The following is a 20,402-nucleotide window of genomic DNA, read 5'->3' as shown; positions in this document are numbered from 1 at the left end:
ATACGATCAAATCATGATGCCATTATTTCGGAAAATACTGAACGATTGTTTGCTCAAACGCTGGATTGGCCGCTTTATGCTAACCCTATGGTTAAGCTTCGGCCTGCCGCTCGCGCACGAAACTGCCAGGGCCGATAACACTCTCGAATATCAGGTGAAAGCAGCTTTCATCTATAACTTCATCGCATTCACCCAATGGCCGGATAACTCTGATGCGACAATCAACCTATGCCTGTATGGCGAGGATTATTTCGGTCAAGAAATCGACAAGTTGCAAAGCAGAACGGTGGGTACGCGTCCTATCAAGGTGTCACGAATCAGCAATCCTCAGCAATTGGTGCAATGTCAGGCAGTCTTCTTTTCCAAATCCGTCAATGACAACCTAGCGGAATTGATACCGGAGCTGGCGGACAAGCCAATCCTCACCCTCGCAGACAGTTCTAACGCCGCCTCCAGAGGAGTCGCCATCAATATGAGTCTAATAAATGAAAAAGTTATTTTTGAAATTAACTTGGGAGTTGCAAGGAAAGCGGGACTGGATATCAGTTCCAAATTGTTGCAACTCGCGATTAAAGTTTACCAATAACCACATTTTGCGAAACCATTAGATAAGATTCTGTATTTATTATGAATCAAACGATAGTCAATCAATTCCAAATCTTAAAAATACAGTATTTCTGACCATCAGCTTCACGTTTTACTACATCATTTGCTCAGGTACGATAGCAATCGGTCAAAAATCGCTGTCATTCCCTTTTTGATAATTTCGCTGGATTCGATCGCTAGATTCAGATGCAGTCAAGCATATCTGTTAGGTGATGGTATTGGAAAATGTTATTAATTAAAAAGCTAATAAAAATAACCGCTTCACTGGATAGATCAGCCGCAATTCCCCCCATTCCGGTATGGACTCGAGTGACAACCCGAATGCTAAAGATCGCCCTGTTGGTGATTCTTATGAGCGTAATGAAGTTATCGTTTTCCGACAACAAGTTAATTGATTCTTCGTTGCTTTACATGAGCATTGAAGAATTGATGAATGTTAAGGTGATCACCGTCTCAAGAACCCCGCAAAAGCTTGCCCAAGTTGCTTCAGCGATATTCGTAATCACACAAGATGATATCCGCCGTTCCGGTGCCACCAGTATTCCGGATGCGCTACGAATGGCACCCGGAGTACAAGTTGAACGTATCGGCACCGACAAATGGGCCATCAGCATTCGTGGTTTCAATGGTATTTTTGCGAATAAATTGCAGGTTCTAATGGATGGGCGCAGCGTTTATACGCCCATTTTTTCCGGGGTATTGTGGGAACAACAAGATACACTGATGGAAGATATCGAACGAATTGAAGTGATTCGTGGCCCTGCAACCACATCATGGGGTTCTAACGCTGTTAATGGCGTCATTAACATTATTACCAAACGGGCAACAGACACACAAGGTATGCTTTTCACGGTTGGTGGTGGAAGCTTTGAACATGGCTTTATCGGCGCCCGCTATGGCGGAATGATAAATGAGGAAACACCTTTTCGCGTTTATGCCAAGGGCTTTTCCAGAGGCCATACACAATCAATTTCAGGTGAAAATGCCAATGATCAATGGCATTCAGCGAGAGGCGGATTTCGCCTCGATCATCACCGCGGTATTGACCAATTTACCCTGCAAGGCGATTATTTCTCCAATTTCGAAGGCAGCTTGCTCGATAAAAACGCGCTTTATCTATCGTCGAATTTGACAGGCGGAATGCGCGTTAATAATCAAGGAGGAAACATACGTTTCCGTTGGGATCGGACTTTCTCCGAGAGCTCTTCCTTTATGTTACAAGCCTATTACGATCGCACTCAGTCAACACTTCAGCCGATCGGTCGATTTGATGCTGATAGCTTTGATGTCGACATCCAATACCGATTCCGCCCTTTCGACCGGCATCAACTGACATGGGGTTCCAATTACCGGCTTTATCACAATAAAGTTTTTGATACGGATCTGTTAGCATTTTCTCCTCGCGCACGCTCCAATCATTTAATCGGAACGTTTATACGCGATGATATTACCTTGATCCCTGATCGTTTATTGTTTACTTTAGGCAGCCGGTTCGAACATAATGATTTCACAGGAATGGAAATACAGCCCAGTGCGCGCCTGATGTGGACACCGAATCCGGAAAATTCTTTCTGGTTGGCGGTATCTCGTGCAGTCAGAACACCTTCCCGGGTTGAAAACGATGGCAAAATAAATATCACCCCATTCTTACTACCGGCTCTCGGGCCAGAGTTTTCAAATTTGGTTCTGCCAATCTCCGCAACACTGTTTGGTAATAAGCATTTCGGATCAGAAAAACTTATCGCGTATGAACTGGGTTATCGGCATCAATTCTCACCACAAGCTTCGATCGATATCGCCGCTTTTATAAATGATTACAGTCAATTGCGTGATGTGAGTTTTGGCGCTTTATCCCTGATCACTCGATCGCCCATCCAATTTCTGCAGCCGGTTTATCTGAATAATCAGGGATCCGCTTTGACGTATGGTATAGAAACATCGATTGACTGGAAGCCAAAAGATACTTGGCGTTTGCAAGGCAGCTACAGCTTTCTCGATATTAATTTCTCTTCCAGCAGTTTCATGAAAGACATCAATCCAACTACGGGTGGCACGGAAAAAGCCAATCCTCAGCATCAACTATCGTTTCGCTCAAACTACGATCTATCGGAGAAATTACAATTGAATCTCTGGTTACGATATACCAGCAAAATTGCCTTATACGATATTCCCAGTTATGTCACCATGGATGCAAAATTGGTCTATAAACCTGTCAGGAATACCGAGTTGTTCGTAGTCGGGCAAAATTTGTTTAAACAGAACCATAGAGAAATTGTGTCTGATTTTATCCCAATAGCGCCTGGGTATATCCCACGCGGGATTTATGCTGGCATACAATGGCGTTTCTAGTAACAATTTGTTCTTTCACCCGATTTGCAGAATTTCTTGACGACATTCATGCGTTTCTGAGCCGGTTGCGCCGAATGTAGCTTCAAGGATACGATTAATATCGCTTTTTTATCAATAGCAGCCTGATTAAGCAGAAATGTCGCCATTTTCATGGCCAATTCTTACCTTTGATCGCAAGGATATTTATTTAAAATCAGGTCTTGCCATTTTCTTTGCCTCAATGAGGTAATATTTTGATATTAAATACTTCCTTTTATTCAGCCCACAGGAGTTTCTCATGAAACAATTCAAATTGTTATTTCTCACACTCGCCCTATTCGGTAATATTCAATGGGCTCATGCCACGCTTGCAAGCGACTCTGAAAAGCTTTTCAATTGGGCGGAAAATACCTTCCCGACAATTTTTCCTAGCCGCCGTGCAACTCAAAATATCGAGCCTTGGTTTTTCAGGCATTACCCCGAATCCGATATTTACGTCGGTGTTAACAAAAGCGACAATAATGTTTATGCTATGGGCGGCCCTTGGGGGAGCAGTCCGGTAGTGATTGATACGCTATCCCGTCTGATCAGTCAGATTGACAACTCGGGCGGTTCAACCGGAATCGCTGCTTGCGATACTGCCGACATTCTCGCAGGCATCAGCTACAGCCAGAGCGACAACATTGTCACGGTAACCACCAATGGCGCCTGCGCCGTCGTGTCGGATCTTTCTAACACCAACTTATGCAAAACACCGGCGCAAACGACCGCCAGCGGCATTTCGATACTTGGAAGCAATAACGTTACTTCGTCGAGTATTGAAGGTCTATCGACCAGTATCCCTGGATTACCGAATCCCTTCCAAGCAATTGTCGATGCTGCGGCTAACGTTAAGCATTGCACTATCAATGCTCCTGCTAGTACTGCCAATCTGGTTGTAAATTCCGATCTATGTCTTGACATCACGGCACCGCTATCCGGTACTTTGTCCAGCCTTCCTATCGAAGGTATCGTTGTTACACCGCCGGTAAAGTATTACACCCGGGGAACCTATACGAGCCAGGTTGTTGCTGATTGTTTTGCGACGGATGCTGCAACGATAACCGATGCTTTTACCGGTGAGATTTGGGTCAATCAGGATGGTAATTTTGTCAAAGTCGGCAGTTAATGGTCATGATAAAAAATCTGCACGACAATGTGAGAAAAGTCACAGTCAAAACGGAGATATAAGGATATATTCCCCCTCTGTTTTCATCTTCAAAAAATTCAGTAAGTATTATACTTAAAATCAATTAATCGCAATCGATCCAAGTATCGAAGCGGAATGTAAAAAACGTGGCGATACTTTACTGATGAAGATGTTTTACATTCAACCGCTGATTGTGATGAACGATTTTATGACGAGGCCCTTTAATCCCTATTGCTCGCAATAGGGATTTTTTTTGCTTTGCTTACTTTGCTTAGTCAGTCACCACGATAGGTGTAATCGCCAGGTGCCGGCTAATCGTATTCGCCGCCAGTTTGGCAACCGCTTGATCGGGATATGGTCCCGCATGAATTTTGTACAACCCATTATTTCTTGAAATGTTGACGGAATCCTTCAAAGAAGGAATTCTTTTCTGCACTTGCGCCAGAAAATTCTGGGCATTATCCGATGAGCCAAAGGCTCCCAACTGCAAATAAACCAGAGTCATCTCAGTATTGCTATCCGCCACAGGTAATGACCGCGAGGGACTGGAAATGGCCAATGTCATTGAGTCATTATCCGGCAGGATGCTCTCAACCTCCACACGGCCACTGCCAGCCGCCAATATCCCTAGTTTATAAGCAGCAGTGTAAGACAAATCAATTAGACGATCGGCCAAAAATGGGCCGCGGTCGTTGAGCCGCACGATCACCGATTTACCATTATCCAGATTGGTTACCCGGACGTAACTCGGTAACGGTAGCGTCGGATGCGCTGCCGTCATTGCGTACATGTCATAGACTTCGCCCGAAGCCGTATTATTCCCGTGATAACGGCGCCCGTACCAAGAAGCAACTCCGCGTTGTTTATAAAGCCCCAGTTTAGACATCGGCTTAAAGGTTTTACCCAGAGCGACATACGGTTGCATATTGGCCTGGCGCAATGGTTCAGCCTTGGGAATCGCATCCGGAACCAAATGTAAATTTGGCGGAGGATTATCTTCAGGGCCATCATCAAGATAATATCCCCCCCCTCTTTTGGTCAGCGAGACAACCCGGCTACCGGGATCCGATTTGGATGTAGCAGCCGAAGACAAATGTTTAGATTGAGTCGCGCCGCTATAGTGAGGAGTGCTACTGCATGCAGTCAGTAATGCAATCAACAGTACTGGCAAATACCCAGCGGTAACCCATGCGAATGAAAAAAAACGCTTTCCGTATAACCGTAAGTCAGAGTTCATGTCTATCATGTTTTTACTAGCTTAGGATGTGTTTGAATGCTCATCAAAATACCAAAACCCAGTAACATTGTCACCATGGAAGTGCCGCCATAACTAATCAACGGTAACGGTACGCCCACAATTGGAAGAATTCCGCTCACCATGCCCATGTTGACAAAAATATACGTAAAGAACGTGAGTGTGATCGAGCCGGCAATCAGTCTTGTAAATTGTGTTGAAGCATTTGCAGTGATCACTAAGCAGCGCCCGATTACCAGGAAATAAAGTAATAATAACATAGTATTACCAATAAGACCAAATTCTTCGGAAAAGACAGCAAAGATGAAATCTGTGCTTTGTTCGGGCAAGAAATCCAATTGGGTCTGCGTGCCGTTAAGCCATCCCTTGCCACCAATGCCTCCGGAACCAATCGCAATCGACGACTGGATTGTATGATAACCGGCTCCCAGCGGATCTTGCGTCGGATCAAGCAATGTCATAATGCGGCGCCGCTGATAATCATGCATGAATGTCCAGAAAATTGGCAAGCTTGCCGATGCCGTCAACAATAATCCAATCATGATGCGCCAAGACAATCCTGCCAAAAACAGCACATAAAAACCGCTGGCCGCAATCAATAATGCAGTTCCCAAGTCCGGTTGCCGCAAAATCAAAAGCACTGGCAGCATCAATAAAATTGTCGCCCCCAAATAATCGCGCAGCCTTAAGGTAATTTCATGCTTATCAAAGTACCAAGCCATCATCAGCGGAATGGCGATTTTCATCAACTCCGAAGGCTGAATCCGGGTAATTCCGATATTCAACCAGCGTCTGGCACCATTATTAATCTCTCCAAATAGCGCGACACTCACGAGTAATACAAGCCCGATAAGATAGAGTGGCAATGCCAAACGCATGATTTGCTGCAAAGGAATATTCGCGACCATCCACATGATCACCAAGGCGATCAGCATATTGAAAAATTGATTACTGACCCGGGTTATATTTGCCCCGGTCGCGCTATAAAGCACAAACAATCCAACGGACATGAGCGCCAGCAGCCCGATTAGTAAAAAACTATCGACATAGCGCGTAAGGTAATGCCAGATGGTTTTAAATTCAATCATGCATCTATCAGTTCAACGCCATTCCAGGAATGGCTGCTGATGGTATCGACAAAGGATTTTCACAAATGATCATGGTCGTGATCTTCGGCCAACTCAGCCAGTTGCGCCACTGTTGTTTCCGGCATCTGCCCTAACAAAAAATAATCAAATACTTGCCGGGCAATCGGCGCCGCTGTCGAACCACCTGTTCCGGTATTCTCCACCAATACCGCCAAAGCAATTTGAGGCTTCTCCGCAGGAGCATAAGCGATAAACATTGCGTGATCGCGGTGCCGCTCATTGATGCGTTTCTCGTCGTAACGTTCACCTTGTTTGATACCGATTACCTGCGATGTCCCGGTTTTCCCCGCAAATGTGTAAGCTGCATTGGCTCCGGCTTTTGCCGCCGTACCACCCGGCTGAGTCACATCCACCAATGCCCTCTTTACCACTTCAAGATGCTTGGACTTCAGATCCAGGGTATAGAGCAATTGCGGCGGAATCTCCCTGATTTCACCGGTATGACTGTCCTGAATCTGTTTAACAAAATGCGGCTGAAACGCTTTACCGTCATTGGCAATCAACATCGTGGCAAAAGCAAGCTGCAACGGTGTAGTCAAATTGTATCCCTGCCCGATTGAAACCGAGATGGTATCTCCGGCATACCACTTCTGCTTGTATTGATTCATCTTCCAGGCAGCCGACGGCAATAAACCCGAAACTTCACCCTCAACATCAATACCCGTTTTCCGGCCCAATCCAAATTGACTGATGAAATCATAAATATTATCGATGCCGAGATCGTTCGCAAGACTGTAATAATACGTATCGCATGATACAACCAATGATTTATGCAAATCGACTCTGCCGTGACCACCCGGTTTCCAATCGCGGTAACGCCGATCGACACCCGGTAATGAGAAAAACCCGGGGTCATTCATACTGTATTCCGGCGTACGTTTCCCCAATTCCAACGCAGCTAACGCCATGAAAGGCTTAAACGTTGACCCTGGCGGATATACACCGCGCAATGCCCGGTTATTGAGCGGCCGGTCAATCGACTCGTTCAGCAATTTCCAATTCTCATGATCGATCCCGCCAACAAAAAGATTATTGTCATACCCGGGTTTACTGACAAACGCCAACACTTCGCCATTATTCGGATCCAAGGCAACCAACGCTCCGCGCCGATCGCCAAAAGCCTTTTCTACAGCTTGCTGCAATCCCAAATCTAAAGAAAGGATTAAATTATTGCCCGAAATAGGGGGCGTACGAGATAAAACACGAATGGAGCGACCTGCCGCATCAGTTTCCACCTCCTCAAAACCGGTGATACCGTGCAGGTATTTTTCATAGCTCTGTTCGATACCAATTTTTCCTATGTACTGTGAGCCGCGATAGTTGTTCAACTCTCCGTTACGTTCCAGATGTTCGAGGTCCTGATCATTGATGCGGCTAATATAACCGATCACATGTGAAACAATTTCTTTCTCAGGGTATTGCCGAAACACCCTTGCTTTGATTTCAATACCTGGAAAACGATAACGATTTGCGGCAAAAGTTGCGATTTCCACATCGGTCAAGCGGCTCCTAATGGGAAGGCTTTTGAAACGTTTGCTTTCTTTCAATAATTTCTTAAAACGCTGTCGATCCGTTGGAGTAATCTCGATCAATGTCGACAACTCATCCAGAGTCGCGTCAAGATCTTTGATTTTACTAGGCACCACTTCCAGAGCGTAAGCCGAGTAGTTTTGCGCCAGCGCCTGACCATGGCGGTCAAGAATCACCCCCCGATTAGGAACTATCGGAAGAATGGAAATACGATTTGCTTCCGCCAAGGTATGGTAGTGCTCTTGTTGAGTAACCTGCAGATAATAGAATCGTACATAGAGAATGAAAAATAACACGAGCATAAAACCCGCGCTTAGAGCGAGGCGAATGCGAAATTTGCTTAATTCAGCAGCGAGGTTTCGTAACTCTACATGCTGCTTCATAACGCATCGGGATCAGGTTTAGGCTGTAGCAGCAATGTTAGCAATAAAGACATCGGCACCCAGACAATACTGCCGGATACGGCAGCAAGAAAAAATTGCCAATCGACTAATGATGCGCCAGTGGAGACTGCAATCAAAACAATAACAACCTGCATGATAAACAGCACGAGACCAATCTGCGGCGCTTGCTGCAACGCGCTGAACAACCTTAAACGGCGTCCAAAGACTATGGTGAGATACATAGCCACGCAATAGGCCAGCGCGTGCTGACCCAATATACTGACATTACCGACATCCATCATGAGACCCATACCAAAAGCCACGCTCATGCTCATTCTTTCTGGATGATTAATGCTCCAATAAGCGATCAGGAGCGCAACGAAGTCAGGACGTAAGAACGCAATTCTCTCAGGCAATTGCAAAAAATTCAGTATCAAGGCTACCACCAGACTAATAGCGATAAACCAGCTACTCGCAGGAACATACATATCCTGTTCCATATAGCTTTCCTGAATCACATTATTTTCTTTAATTCTCTCCCGGTTCAATTGCCGGCACCTCTGAGGATTCGTTAAGTTCCGATTGTACTAAAGACAGAACCAATACCTGTCGGTTTCGTTCCACACCTGCCACCGGCATGCTGATGATCAACGCAAAGTCACCGGCAGGGTCTTGTTCGATCTTTTCAACAATAGCAACCGGAATGCCCGGTGGATATATTCCCCCGATTCCGGAAGTCACTAACAGATCGCCTCGCTGGATATCCGTATTGATCGACAAGTATCGCAGTTCCAATTCATTATTCTTGCCACTGCCTGAAACAATCGAACGCAAACCATTCCGAACCACCTGCACCGGCACGGAATGATCCTTATCGGTCAGCAGCGTCACTTCGGACGACCATGGATAGAGCCGCGTTACTTGTCCAATGATACCTTGGTCATCGATAACCGCTTGTCCAAGCTGAATACCGTGGAAACTACCTTTATTGATTGTAATTTTATGATTAAACGGATCACGCGGTGACGATAAAATCTCAGCCAATACCGTTGTTGTCTTACTATTGGCTTGAATTTCCTGAGCTGCTCCCAATAGCCTGCGCAAATGAAAATTCTCCGCTTCCAGCGCCTCCAGTTTCAGCAATTGCTCACGGCGATCCCAGTATAATTGACGCAGTTTGGCATTTTCCTCCAACAGGTAAAAACTGGCAATAAACGCCTCTAGCTGATCATAAACAACGACAGGGAAATATGCGATTTTTTGCAACGGATGAATCAGTACGCCGATAGTTTGCCGCAACTGTGGAAAATAATTAAAACGGGTATCCTCGGCAATCAGCGCAAACGAGAGTAATGCGAATACAAATAAACGCGCAAACGGGCCAGGGCCATTTCTAAAAAACTGAGGCGTTTTCTCCATTACGTTCCGTACTCAATCATTTGATCGTTTCCGAAGCGATACACAAGAAAGAATGGAAAAATCAAATCATTTCTAGTCGCGCGCAAAAATACCGATGGACCGATCCATATTCTCCAGCGCGATGCCAGCGCCGCGCACGACACAAGTCAACGGATCATCGGCAACAATCACGGATAAACCGGTTTCTTCCATGAGTAATCGATCAATATCCCGCAACAATGCACCACCACCCGTCATCACCATCCCTTTCTCGGCAATATCCGAACCCAGCTCAGGCGGGGTATGCTCCAATGCTGATTTAACAGCGCTCACAATACTATTGAGCGGTTCCGCCAGCGCTTCCAATATCTCATTACTCGAGATTGTAAAGCTTCGTGGTATCCCTTCCGCAAGATTACGGCCTTTCACTTCAATTTCGCGGACTTCGGAACCCGGAAAAGCCGATCCGATTTCTTTCTTAATAATTTCTGCAGTCACTTCACCAATCAACATGCCGTAATTGCGGCGAATGTAGTTAATAATCGCTTCATCAAATTTATCGCCACCCACACGAACAGAATTGGAATAGACGATACCGCCCAGCGAAATCACACCGACTTCCGTAGTACCGCCACCAATATCAACCACCATTGAACCGGTCGGTGATTCCACTGGCAGGTCAGCGCCCAATGCTGCCGCCATCGGTTCCTCAATCAACTCCACTTTGCGGGCACCCGCACCATATGCCGCTTCCCGGATTGCACGGCGCTCCACTTGCGTTGAGCCATAAGGTACACAAATGACGATACGCGGGTTGGCGGAAAACAAACGCGGGGGATTCACCTTACGGATAAACATCTTGAGCATTTGCTCCGTCACGGTAAAATCGGCAATCACACCGTCTTTCATCGGACGAATTGCGGTAATATTCCCCGGTGTGCGCCCGAGCATTTGTTTGGCCGCGAGACCGACCTGCTGAATCATTTTTTTTCCGTTAGCGCCGCTTTCTTCACGAATAGCCACTACAGAGGGCTCATCCAGTACGATACCTTGGCCATGAACATATATCAGCGTATTGGCCGTACCCAGATCAATCGCCATGTCTGTTGAAAAATAACTTCCAAGAATACTGTTGTTCAAGAAATTAAACATAGTGGCAGAATCCGATATTAATAATTATGATGAGAGCGAATGATAAATAAAACCGGCAAAAAATAATACGCCGGTTAAACTGCGGCATGATACCCTAATACTTCTTTGAATATAAGATTCCCCATATAAAATGACTTTGTCTGTTAACGATGTAAAACGGATTGCTGATCTTGCCTATATTGAGATAAACGATAGCGAAGCAACAGAAACTTTGGATCAGTTATCCGGTATTTTTAATTTGATTGAATCCATGCAAGCCGTCGATACCACTGAGGTGGAACCCATGTCTCATGCGCAGAATGTCTTTCAGCGGTTACGGGAGGACGAAATCACGGAAACTGACCAGCATGCACTATATCAATCGATCGCCCCGCAAGTTGAAGCGGATCTCTATCTGGTTCCTCAAGTTATAGAATAAAAAAAGGCACTGAAAATAAAAATATAACAATTTCACGCAACATTTTATTTTTTACAATCCCGCAATAGCCATGTTTAACGACAGTCTTAAGCAACTCTCAGATCAACTATCCGCAAAGAAAATTTCCAGCACAGAACTCACGTCCGATTTTTTGCGGCGTATCAAGCAACTTAATCCGGAATACAATGCATTCATCACGATTAACGAAGAAATGAGTTTGGCGCAAGCGCAAACAGCCGACAAAATGATTGCCGCCGGACAAGCGGGGCCGTTAACCGGTATCCCGATTGCACAAAAAGATATTTTTTGCGCCAAAGGCTGGTTAACCACATGCGGCTCGAAAATGCTGTCAAACTTTATTTCCCCTTACGACGCAGGCGTTATCGAGCGATTCAATCAAGCCGGCGCCGTCAATATCGGCAAAACCAATATGGACGAATTTGCCATGGGATCCAGTAACGAAACATCATTTTTCGGCTCGGTGAAAAACCCTTGGGACCCAGCTGCGGTGCCCGGCGGCAGTTCCGGTGGCGCAGCATGCGCGGTTGCTGCCAGGTTGGCGCCTGCCGCCACCGGCACCGATACCGGCGGCTCGATCCGTCAACCCGCTGCGCTATGCGGCATCTCCGGTATTAAACCGACGTATGGATTAGTATCCCGTTACGGCATGATCGCTTTTGCTTCCAGTCTCGACCAAGCCGGCCCAATGGCCAAATCAGCCGAAGATCTGACGTTATTACTGAATGTCATGACCGGCTTTGATGCGCGTGACTCCACCAGCTTACAGCGCGAAACCGAAGATTATGGACGTGATCTGCAAAAACCGCTCAATGGTCTGCGTATCGGCCTGCCTAAGGAGTATTTTGCCGCTGGCATGAGTAATGACGTCGCCAGCGCAGTCGACAAAGCGCTGGATGAATATCGTAAACTCGGCGCACAAACCGTTGAGATCTCGTTGCCGAATGCGCCGCTGTCGATCCCGGTTTATTATGTGTTAGCGCCCGCCGAGGCTTCAAGCAATTTATCGCGGTTCGATGGCGTTCGCTATGGTTATCGCGCCGAATCATATAGCGATCTCGCCGATATGTACCGCAAAACCCGTGCGCAAGGCTTCGGTGCGGAAGTCAAGCGGCGCATCCTGATCGGCACTTACGTATTATCACATGGTTATTACGATGCTTATTACATTAAAGCGCAAAAGCTGCGCCGCCTGATCGCGCAGGATTTCACCGACGCTTATCGACAATGCGACCTGATTATGGGTCCGACGACACCGACAGTGGCATTTAACCTCGGAGAAAAAAGCGGTGACCCGATTCAGATGTATTTATCGGACATTTACACCAGCGCCGCCAATCTGACCGGTATGCCGGCGATGTCGATCCCGATCGGCTTTGGCGATAAAAACCGCCCGATTGGCTTGCACATCATCGGTAATTATTTTAAGGAAGCGCACCTGCTCAATGCCGCGCATCAATACCAACTGGTCACCAATTGGCATTTACAATCACCTATTTAGTAATTCCTTGTTAATAATATACGTTATCTGAGAAGAACCTATCATGCAGTGGGAAATTGTCATCGGTCTTGAAGTTCACGCGCAACTGTCAACACATTCCAAGATCTTCTCGGGCGCCTCTACCGCCTACGGCGCCCCGCCGAATACGCAAGCATGCGTCATTGACCTGGCATTGCCTGGCGTATTGCCGGTTTTGAACAAAGGCGCGGTAGAACGTGCTATTAAATTCGGATTGGCGGTTGGTGCAAAAATCAATTCACCGTCGATTTTTGCGCGTAAAAATTATTTCTATCCCGACTTACCGAAAGGTTACCAAATCAGTCAATACGAATTGCCGGTAGTGCAAGGCGGGAGCATTGTCATACAAGCCGACGGCGTCGACAAGAGTATCCGTTTAACCCGGGCGCACTTGGAAGAGGATGCAGGCAAGTCTCTGCACGAGGATTTTCATGGCATGAGCGGTATCGATCTGAACCGGGCGGGTACGCCGTTGCTGGAAATCGTCTCCGAACCGGACCTGCGTAGCAGCATAGAAGCAGTGGCTTACGCCAAAACGCTGCACGCATTGGTGCGCTGGATCGGTATTTGCGACGGCAACATGCAGGAAGGCTCGTTTCGCTGCGACGCCAATGTTTCGGTACGCCCACGCGGCTCGGACAAACTCGGCACACGTTGCGAAATCAAAAATCTGAATTCATTCCGTTTCCTCGAAAGAGCCATTGATTACGAGGCCCGTCGGCAGATTGAAACTCTCGAGGATGGCGGTACAATCCGCCAGGAAACACGGCTGTACGATGCCAGCAAAGATGAAACGCGCACCATGCGCAGCAAGGAAGACGCCAACGATTACCGCTATTTCCCTGATCCGGATTTACTGCCGCTGGAAATTTCATCGGGTTGGATTGAGCAAATCCAGTCAACCCTGCCGGAACTACCGCAAGCGCGCTGCAACCGCTACGTAACGGAATTCAAGTTATCCGCTTACGATGCCGGTGTGTTGACAAGTTCACGCGAGACAGCGGATTATTTTGAAACAACTGTTAAACAATTACCGACGCAAGCCAAACTCTGCGCTAATTGGATTATGGGCGAAATCAATGGACAATTGAACAAAGACGGTATTGAGATCAACGACTGTCCGATTAGCTCTGCACAACTGGCGGCACTTTTAACACGTATCAGTGACGGCACCATTTCCGGGAAAACCGCTAAGACAGTGTTTGAAAGTATGTGGAATGGCGAACTCGACAAAGATGCGGATGCGGTCATTGCTGCAAAAGGCTTAAAACAAATTTCGGATGACAGCGCCATCGAGAAATTGGTGGATGAAGTATTGGCCGCCAACGCTCAACAAGTGACCGACTATCGTAACGGCAAAGAAAAAGCCTTTAATTCGCTGATCGGTCAGATTATGAAAGCCACGCAAGGCAAGGCCAATCCAGCGCAAGTCAATACTATTCTGAAAAAGAAACTCACCGGATAGGCAGGCTTCACTGCAAAACAGTCATTTTAACTATGCGAAACATCAACCAGTTCATATAATGAATGACCAATATGGTGCTATACTCAAACAGGCATTCCGAGATGCAAAGGCTGGCTGTGCGGCTAATTAGAATCCCGCAGATACTATAATGAAATAGCGGTAGCTTTTTCTGTTATTCCGATTATTAGATTTTCAAATCATACATATAATGCTGGCAGCAGTCGCAATTAACCCCGTCAATCATGTATTACGGTGTGAAGCTTGGGCAGGCAAGCGATTACAAAAACACTCGGGTAAGACCCTGCGTATAAAGATACCCCCCTTGATCAATCTCAAACTGCTGATTGATGAAGAAGGACAAATGCAGGCCGCAGAGAGTGATAGCGATGCCGACGCCACGTTTGTGCTGGCGCATGCCATGCTGCTCAAACTACTTTCAGGTGACGCTGCCGTATTTGAGCAAATAACAACGATAGGGAATCACGCTTTGGCAGAGGAACTGCTTGAGATCGGAAAACAAATCGATTTAAGCGTAATCTTTGAGAACGATCTGAGCAAAATGATCGGTGATATTCCTGCGCATCGCGTCTCACGAACCGGCAAGAATCTCGTTCAGTGGCAAATTGGCAATGTTGATCGCTTAATTCTGTCTCTTAAAGAATACTTGACCGAAGAAAATATCATTCTGACCAAGTCCATTGCTATGCTGAATCTGACTGAGGAAATAAAAAATCTGCAGATGGAAACTGAATTGTTGGAACAGCGGTTAAATCGATTGATACGGCAAACCACTTCGTTCAGCGAATAATCCGGGGCCATGATGATTATAGAAAATTTATTATGAAAAATAATTTGTGTTGCATCAATTGATCGCCAGGGTTCAAAGCTCGTCATCGATTTCTAATCATTCATGCGCCTATTCCGCCTCATAAAAATTCTGTACGTTGCGTTTCAATCCGGATTGGATGAATTTGTTCTCAGCCATAGCCGGTTGCAATTTTTGCGTGTCACTGTCAAAACTTTAACCTTTTGGCGCAAGTTGGATAAACCGCGGGGTCAACGTTTACGTTTGGCGCTAACGGCACTGGGCCCGATTTTTGTCAAATTTGGACAAATGCTTTCCACCCGGCGCGACCTTCTGCCGCAGGATGTAGCCGATGAATTGGCCAAACTGCAAGACCAGGTTCCCCCGTTTTCTTCCGATCTTGTAGTGACCACTTTAGAAGCGGAGTACGGGCAAAAGGTCGATGAGGTTTTTTTGAAATTTGATCTGACGCCGCTCGCCAGTGCCTCTGTTGCACAAGTTCATTTGGCCGTATTACACGACGGCACCGAAGTAGCGGTCAAAATTCTGCGCCCCAATCTGTCGCCTATTATCGCGCATGATGTTGCCTTGATGGATACCGGCGCCTGGCTGGCTGAGATGCTTTGGGCGGATGGCAAACGTCTGAAGCTGCGCCAGGTTGTCTCGGAGTTTGCCAGGCATTTGGACGACGAACTCGATCTGATGCGCGAAGCAGCTAATTGTAGCCAGTTACGCCGTAATTTCCTGAATTCTCCGTTACTGCTGGTTCCGGAAGTTTATTGGGATTACTGCCGCAGCAATGTCATGGTTATGGAACGCGTTAAAGGAATTCCGATCAGCCATGTCGAGGAGCTGAAAATACAAGGTATCGATATCCCTCAGTTAGCACGTGTCGGTGTGGAAATATTCTTTACCCAAGTTTTCCGAGATGGCTATTTCCATGCGGATATGCATCCAGGCAACATCTTCGTTGGCAAAGATGGCCGATATATTGCGGTTGATTTCGGCATCATGGGAACATTGAGCGACCAAGATAAAAATTACCTGGCTCAGAATTTCCTGGCTTTCTTCCGTCGCGACTACGCACGGGTTGCGCAAGCCCACGTCGAAGCCGGCTGGGCTCCCAAAGATACTCGCGTCGATGATTTTGAAGCCGCCGTGAGAGCCGTCTGCGAGCCTATTTTTGATAAGCCGCTGAAAGAAATATCATTTGGTCGCGTTTTGCTACAGTTATTCCAAGCTTCCCGGCAATTTAACGTTGAGATTCAACCGCAATTGGTCTTATTGCAAAAAACATTGCTCAATATTGAAGGTCTGGGACGCGATCTGGATCCCGATCTGGATCTATGGAAAACAGCCAAACCCTTTTTAGAAAACTGGATGTCCGAACAAATCGGCTGGCGCGGACTCACCAGCCGCATTCAAAAAGAAGCGCCAGGCTGGGCCGTCATCATGCCTGAATTTCCTCGCCTCATCCACCAAGCACTTGCGGAAAATCGCAATCATGAAATCGAAAAAAGGATGGCTGATTTAATTACTGAAGAAAAGCGCCAGAATCGATTACTCGCCCTCATCGCGATTCTGCTCGCCGGGTTGCTTGCTTGGCAAATATTTCATTAGCCTATAATGTTGCATATCTCCATATTCCAGGTACTCTCATGAGCTACTACCAATATCATGTTTTTTTTTGCACCAATCAGCGCGAAGGCGGCGCAAATTGTTGTAATAATTTTTGCGCTCAAGAATTACGCGATTATGCTAAACAACGCATCAAATCATTAAAACTGAGCGGTGAAAAAAAGATTCGCATCAACAATGCAGGTTGCCTGGATCGCTGCGACGAAGGTCCGATCATTGTCATTTATCCGGAGGATATTTGGTATACCTATATTGATAAAGATGACATTGATGAAATCATCAATGAGCATCTCATTAAAGGCAAGATCGTCGAGCGGCTTAGAATTTGATTGCTACTTCCAGTCAGCTAAAATAACTTGTCGACCACCCATCAAAAATTTTTTATAAGCGGACCTGCTGGAAAACTGGAAGCCGTTCTAGGCGAACCTTCCTCGAATCCAAAAGGAATCGGCATCATCGCACACCCTCACCCGCTTCATGGCGGGACCATGGAAAATAAGGTAGTGCATACGTTATTCACAACTCTGCTGGAACTCGATTTTATTACCGTCAAATTCAATTTCCGCGGCGTTGGTCAAAGCGACGGCATCTTCGCAAACGGAATCGGTGAAACAGAAGATGTCGTAGCAGTAACGCAAGCAATCCGGAAGCAATTTAGCAATCATTTTGCAGATCTGCCGCTGCTCTTAGCCGGATTTTCATTTGGCGGCGCGGTACAAATCTTTGCCGCAACGGAGTTGGCACCGGAATTTCTTATCTTGATTGCACCTTCGGTTGCAAGACTCCATGCACCGGCAATCCCTGACACGACTCAATGTGCCTTAATTATCCAAGGCGATAAAGATGACATCGTATTAACGGAAGAAGTGCTAACATGGGCAGCACCCGCATCACAACCCATCGTTGTTGTTCCGGGTGCCGAGCATTTCTTTCATGGAAAATTAACAATACTTAGAAAGCTGATATTGAAATACTTCTCGGAAACAGCAAAATAACCGGGATCTTCCTCATTACTCCACTAATTTGTGCTGGATCGCATACCGAACCAATTGGGCATTATTTTTCATATTCATCTTTTCCAAGATACGAGATCGATAAGTACTGACTGTCTTCACACTTAACGACAACTTATTGGCAATCGATGTTAAAGACTCTCCGGCAACGATCAATTTAAACACATGAAACTCGCGGTCGGAAAATGTCGTATGAAGCATTTCCTCGGAGTCCAAAGATGGATTAAACAAAAGTTTCTCCGCTAATTCCGGATTCACATATTTTCCGCCCTTCGAAAGCCTTCGAATCACATTTATCAATTGATCGGTCGGACTGTCTTTCGTCATATATCCGGACGCACCGGAGCGGATAGCCCGAATGGCATATTCCTCTTCGGGATACATGCTCAATACCAGCACGCAAGATGAAGCATTCGCGGTAATAATCCGCTTCAGGATATCCAGTCCGTTCATATCCGGCAGATTGATATCCAACAACGCCACATCCCATTTATATTCCCGTGTCTTCTTGATAATATCTTTGCCGTCCACCGCTTCTGCAACCACTTCGATATCATCCGTTTCGCTAAAAATTCTTTTTAATCCATCACGAAACAATGCATGATCATCAGCAATCAGAACATTAATCATTGACGCATTCTCCGTCACCGGTCGACACAACCGTCAGTGGTAATCTCAAAGTTACAACACTACCTTCCGAAGGAATTCCCATTATTTCTATCTTTCCACCAAATTGCCGCGCTCTTTCATTCATGCCTATTATTCCAAAGGATTCGGGATTCAGTATCTGAAACTCCGTAATCCCGATACCATTATCCCTAACCGTTATCACCGCTTCACCACTTTCTTCGGCAAGCTCAATATCAACCCTGCTTGCTCGTGCATGTCGCGTAATGTTAATAAATATCTCTTGAATAATCCTAAAAATACTGGTTTCGTAACTTTTATTAGAGCACGATAAACTAGAAACCATTGATTCGAGGTTACATTCGATGTTCGTTCGCTGTTCAAATTCTCTAGTCAACCATTCAATCGCACCACACAATCCCAAATTGTCGAGCACATTGGGCCGCAAATTAACCGATACTCGCCGTGCGGTCTCAATAGCCTCACCCGTCAATTGATAGAGCGATTCAATTCGTTCGTGCATGGGTTCAGCCGTGATTTTCTTGGAAAGCCAATCCAGATCCATTTTCAGAACAGTCAACGTTCCTCCCAAAACATCATGGATTTCACGACCAATCCGCGTTCTTTCCTCCTCTCTGACATCCTGCAGGTGTGCTGTCAAATGTCGTAAACTCTCGATCATCCGCTTGCGTTCCGTAATATCCTCTATCATGCATAAGTAGCATATTTCGTTGTCTTCTATGATCTCAAAAGGAACGATAGACATTTCAATCCAAATGACAGTTTTATCCGGACGCAGGATTCGTTTCTCAATCTTACAATCGTTCGATTGCTGACGTATAAAAAGTTCAATATCCTTATGATAAGACTGCACATCTTCCGGATATAGAATGTCGGATTGATTAACTTTAAGAAGCTCAACCACACCTCTGCCTGTGATCGCTGCATACCTAGGATTGACATCATAATAATTGCCGGTCTGCAGGTTAATCAATGCGATACCGAGAGGCGCTTTTTCAAAGATAGTCTGGAAGCGCTGCTGAGCTTTCCGGATACTCTCTTCGATGCGCTTTCGTTCAATAGAATAGCGAATCACACGAGCCAACACACCTTCCGTCAGGCTGCCTTTAACCAAATAATCCTGCGCACCTGCTTTAATTGACTTGATCGCGAGTTTCTCGTCATCGCGAAATGACAATACAGCAATCGGAATGCTGGCTGCGTGCTCGCGCAATCGATTAATGGTTTCAACCCCGTCGCTATCGGGAAGCGTGAGGTCTGATAAAATCAAGTCAAACGATTGTTCCTGAATGAGCTGTAATGCGGAGCTTAACCGTTCGGCGTGAACTACGGAAACCTGGCTGCCCATTGCATGCTGCAAATCATTCTGCACAAGAATCGCGTCCGTTTCATTGTCCTCGATCAGTAAAATATGAATTTGTGAGCTGTTCATAGTCGATTAAGATTTGCAAAGAATCGATGTATAAAACCAGAAGTCTTTAATCGACTTTGCAATTTTTATACATTCGTCGAAATTGACCGACTTTTTGATATAGCCATTCGCATAGTTCATAAATGCGGATTTAATATCCTGCGGCATTGCTGAAGACGTATAGATAATAACCGGAATGCTTCTTAGATTAAGATCCGCTTTCATCTCCGCTAGAAACTCAATGCCGTTCTTTCTTGGCATATTGAGATCAAGCAAAATAATATCGGGGCGGGGTGCTTGAAGATAGGAGCCTTGTTTTCTTAAAAACTCCAGCGCATAGACACCATCTTCAGCAACAAAAACTTCCGTGTTTCCATCAGAACATGCGAAGGCTTCTTTAACCAGCATAGCATCTGTGGGGTTATCATCAATCATCAGAATCACATTGGAATGGTTCATACCTTGATCCATTATCACT

At 46.0% G+C, this 20,402-nt stretch carries 19 protein-coding genes; 10 read left to right on the top strand and 9 right to left on the bottom strand.

What is annotated here, in order from left to right:
• Window positions 1-13 precede the first annotated feature (13 nt).
• The 3 genes from KF839_RS01825 to KF839_RS01815 all read left to right on the top strand — a co-directional run bounded on the left by KF839_RS01825 (window position 14) and on the right by KF839_RS01815 (window position 4,102).
• On the top strand, window positions 14-586 hold the full coding sequence (locus KF839_RS01825; protein ID WP_292916113.1) for a YfiR family protein: 573 nt from the start codon (window positions 14-16) through the stop codon (window positions 584-586).
• A gap of 371 nt (window positions 587-957) precedes the next feature.
• Window positions 958-2,955: a TonB-dependent receptor plug domain-containing protein gene (locus KF839_RS01820; protein ID WP_292916112.1), complete on the top strand. Its 1,998-nt coding sequence runs from the start codon at window positions 958-960 to the stop codon at window positions 2,953-2,955.
• A gap of 277 nt (window positions 2,956-3,232) precedes the next feature.
• Window positions 3,233-4,102 (top strand): hypothetical protein, encoded by an 870-nt coding sequence (locus KF839_RS01815; protein ID WP_292916111.1) that lies wholly within the window; start codon window positions 3,233-3,235, stop codon window positions 4,100-4,102.
• A 292-nt stretch (window positions 4,103-4,394) separates the two neighbouring features.
• Here KF839_RS01815 and KF839_RS01810 read toward each other — a convergent pair whose 3' ends face one another.
• From KF839_RS01810 to KF839_RS01785, 6 genes are all read right to left on the bottom strand, one after another.
• Complete coding sequence (locus KF839_RS01810; RefSeq protein WP_292916110.1) at window positions 4,395-5,360, bottom strand: septal ring lytic transglycosylase RlpA family protein; 966 nt, start codon at window positions 5,358-5,360, stop codon at window positions 4,395-4,397.
• 5 nt (window positions 5,361-5,365) lie between these two features.
• Entirely contained in the window at window positions 5,366-6,466 is a 1,101-nt protein-coding gene (gene rodA / locus KF839_RS01805; RefSeq protein ID WP_292916109.1) for a rod shape-determining protein RodA, read from the bottom strand.
• A gap of 59 nt (window positions 6,467-6,525) precedes the next feature.
• A complete protein-coding gene (gene mrdA / locus KF839_RS01800) occupies window positions 6,526-8,439 on the bottom strand; it encodes a penicillin-binding protein 2 (RefSeq protein ID WP_292916108.1) in 1,914 nt (637 codons plus the stop codon).
• The gene (gene mreD / locus KF839_RS01795) at window positions 8,436-8,939 is read right to left on the bottom strand and encodes a rod shape-determining protein MreD (RefSeq protein WP_292916107.1); all 504 of its coding nucleotides are present in this window, start codon (window positions 8,937-8,939) and stop codon (window positions 8,436-8,438) included. Before mreD ends, mrdA begins: the two co-directional genes overlap by 4 nt.
• 28 nt (window positions 8,940-8,967) lie before the next feature.
• Window positions 8,968-9,858, bottom strand: coding sequence for a rod shape-determining protein MreC (gene mreC / locus KF839_RS01790; protein ID WP_292916106.1), 891 nt, complete (start codon window positions 9,856-9,858; stop codon window positions 8,968-8,970).
• Window positions 9,859-9,930: 72 nt separating this feature from the next.
• Complete coding sequence (locus tag KF839_RS01785) at window positions 9,931-10,989, bottom strand: rod shape-determining protein (RefSeq protein ID WP_292916105.1); 1,059 nt, start codon at window positions 10,987-10,989, stop codon at window positions 9,931-9,933.
• Window positions 10,990-11,119: 130 nt separating this feature from the next.
• Between KF839_RS01785 and gatC the strand changes: the two genes are divergently transcribed.
• From gatC to KF839_RS01750, 7 genes are all read left to right on the top strand, one after another.
• The gene (gene gatC, locus KF839_RS01780) at window positions 11,120-11,407 is read left to right on the top strand and encodes an Asp-tRNA(Asn)/Glu-tRNA(Gln) amidotransferase subunit GatC (RefSeq protein ID WP_292916104.1); all 288 of its coding nucleotides are present in this window, start codon (window positions 11,120-11,122) and stop codon (window positions 11,405-11,407) included.
• Window positions 11,408-11,477: 70 nt separating this feature from the next.
• The gene (gatA, locus tag KF839_RS01775; protein WP_292916103.1) at window positions 11,478-12,926 is read left to right on the top strand and encodes an Asp-tRNA(Asn)/Glu-tRNA(Gln) amidotransferase subunit GatA; all 1,449 of its coding nucleotides are present in this window, start codon (window positions 11,478-11,480) and stop codon (window positions 12,924-12,926) included.
• A gap of 43 nt (window positions 12,927-12,969) precedes the next feature.
• A complete protein-coding gene (gatB, locus tag KF839_RS01770) occupies window positions 12,970-14,409 on the top strand; it encodes an Asp-tRNA(Asn)/Glu-tRNA(Gln) amidotransferase subunit GatB (protein WP_292916102.1) in 1,440 nt (479 codons plus the stop codon).
• 208 nt (window positions 14,410-14,617) lie between these two features.
• Window positions 14,618-15,217 carry a ubiquinone biosynthesis accessory factor UbiJ gene (locus tag KF839_RS01765; RefSeq protein ID WP_292916101.1) on the top strand — a complete coding sequence of 200 codons (600 nt, stop codon included), beginning with the start codon at window positions 14,618-14,620 and terminating at the stop codon, window positions 15,215-15,217.
• A 102-nt stretch (window positions 15,218-15,319) separates the two neighbouring features.
• Window positions 15,320-16,834 carry a ubiquinone biosynthesis regulatory protein kinase UbiB gene (gene ubiB / locus KF839_RS01760; protein WP_292916100.1) on the top strand — a complete coding sequence of 505 codons (1,515 nt, stop codon included), beginning with the start codon at window positions 15,320-15,322 and terminating at the stop codon, window positions 16,832-16,834.
• Window positions 16,835-16,872: 38 nt separating this feature from the next.
• The gene (locus tag KF839_RS01755; RefSeq protein ID WP_292916099.1) at window positions 16,873-17,181 is read left to right on the top strand and encodes a (2Fe-2S) ferredoxin domain-containing protein; all 309 of its coding nucleotides are present in this window, start codon (window positions 16,873-16,875) and stop codon (window positions 17,179-17,181) included.
• A gap of 27 nt (window positions 17,182-17,208) precedes the next feature.
• On the top strand, window positions 17,209-17,847 hold the full coding sequence (locus KF839_RS01750; protein ID WP_292916098.1) for an alpha/beta hydrolase: 639 nt from the start codon (window positions 17,209-17,211) through the stop codon (window positions 17,845-17,847).
• Between the two features lie 15 nt (window positions 17,848-17,862).
• Here KF839_RS01750 and KF839_RS01745 read toward each other — a convergent pair whose 3' ends face one another.
• The 3 genes from KF839_RS01745 to KF839_RS01735 are packed head-to-tail and all read right to left on the bottom strand — an operon-like array spanning window position 17,863 to window position 20,395.
• Complete coding sequence (locus KF839_RS01745; protein ID WP_292916097.1) at window positions 17,863-18,495, bottom strand: response regulator; 633 nt, start codon at window positions 18,493-18,495, stop codon at window positions 17,863-17,865.
• Complete coding sequence (locus KF839_RS01740; protein WP_292916096.1) at window positions 18,488-19,945, bottom strand: response regulator; 1,458 nt, start codon at window positions 19,943-19,945, stop codon at window positions 18,488-18,490. Before KF839_RS01740 ends, KF839_RS01745 begins: the two co-directional genes overlap by 8 nt.
• A 6-nt stretch (window positions 19,946-19,951) precedes the next feature.
• Window positions 19,952-20,395, bottom strand: coding sequence for a response regulator (locus KF839_RS01735; protein ID WP_292916095.1), 444 nt, complete (start codon window positions 20,393-20,395; stop codon window positions 19,952-19,954).
• Between the last annotated feature and the right edge of the window lie 7 nt (window positions 20,396-20,402).

Origin of the sequence: Nitrosomonas sp., from assembly GCF_019635155.1 — a bacterium.
Taxonomy (GTDB): Bacteria; Pseudomonadota; Gammaproteobacteria; order Burkholderiales; family Nitrosomonadaceae; genus Nitrosomonas.
This window is presented reverse-complemented; position numbering and strand designations above follow the sequence as displayed.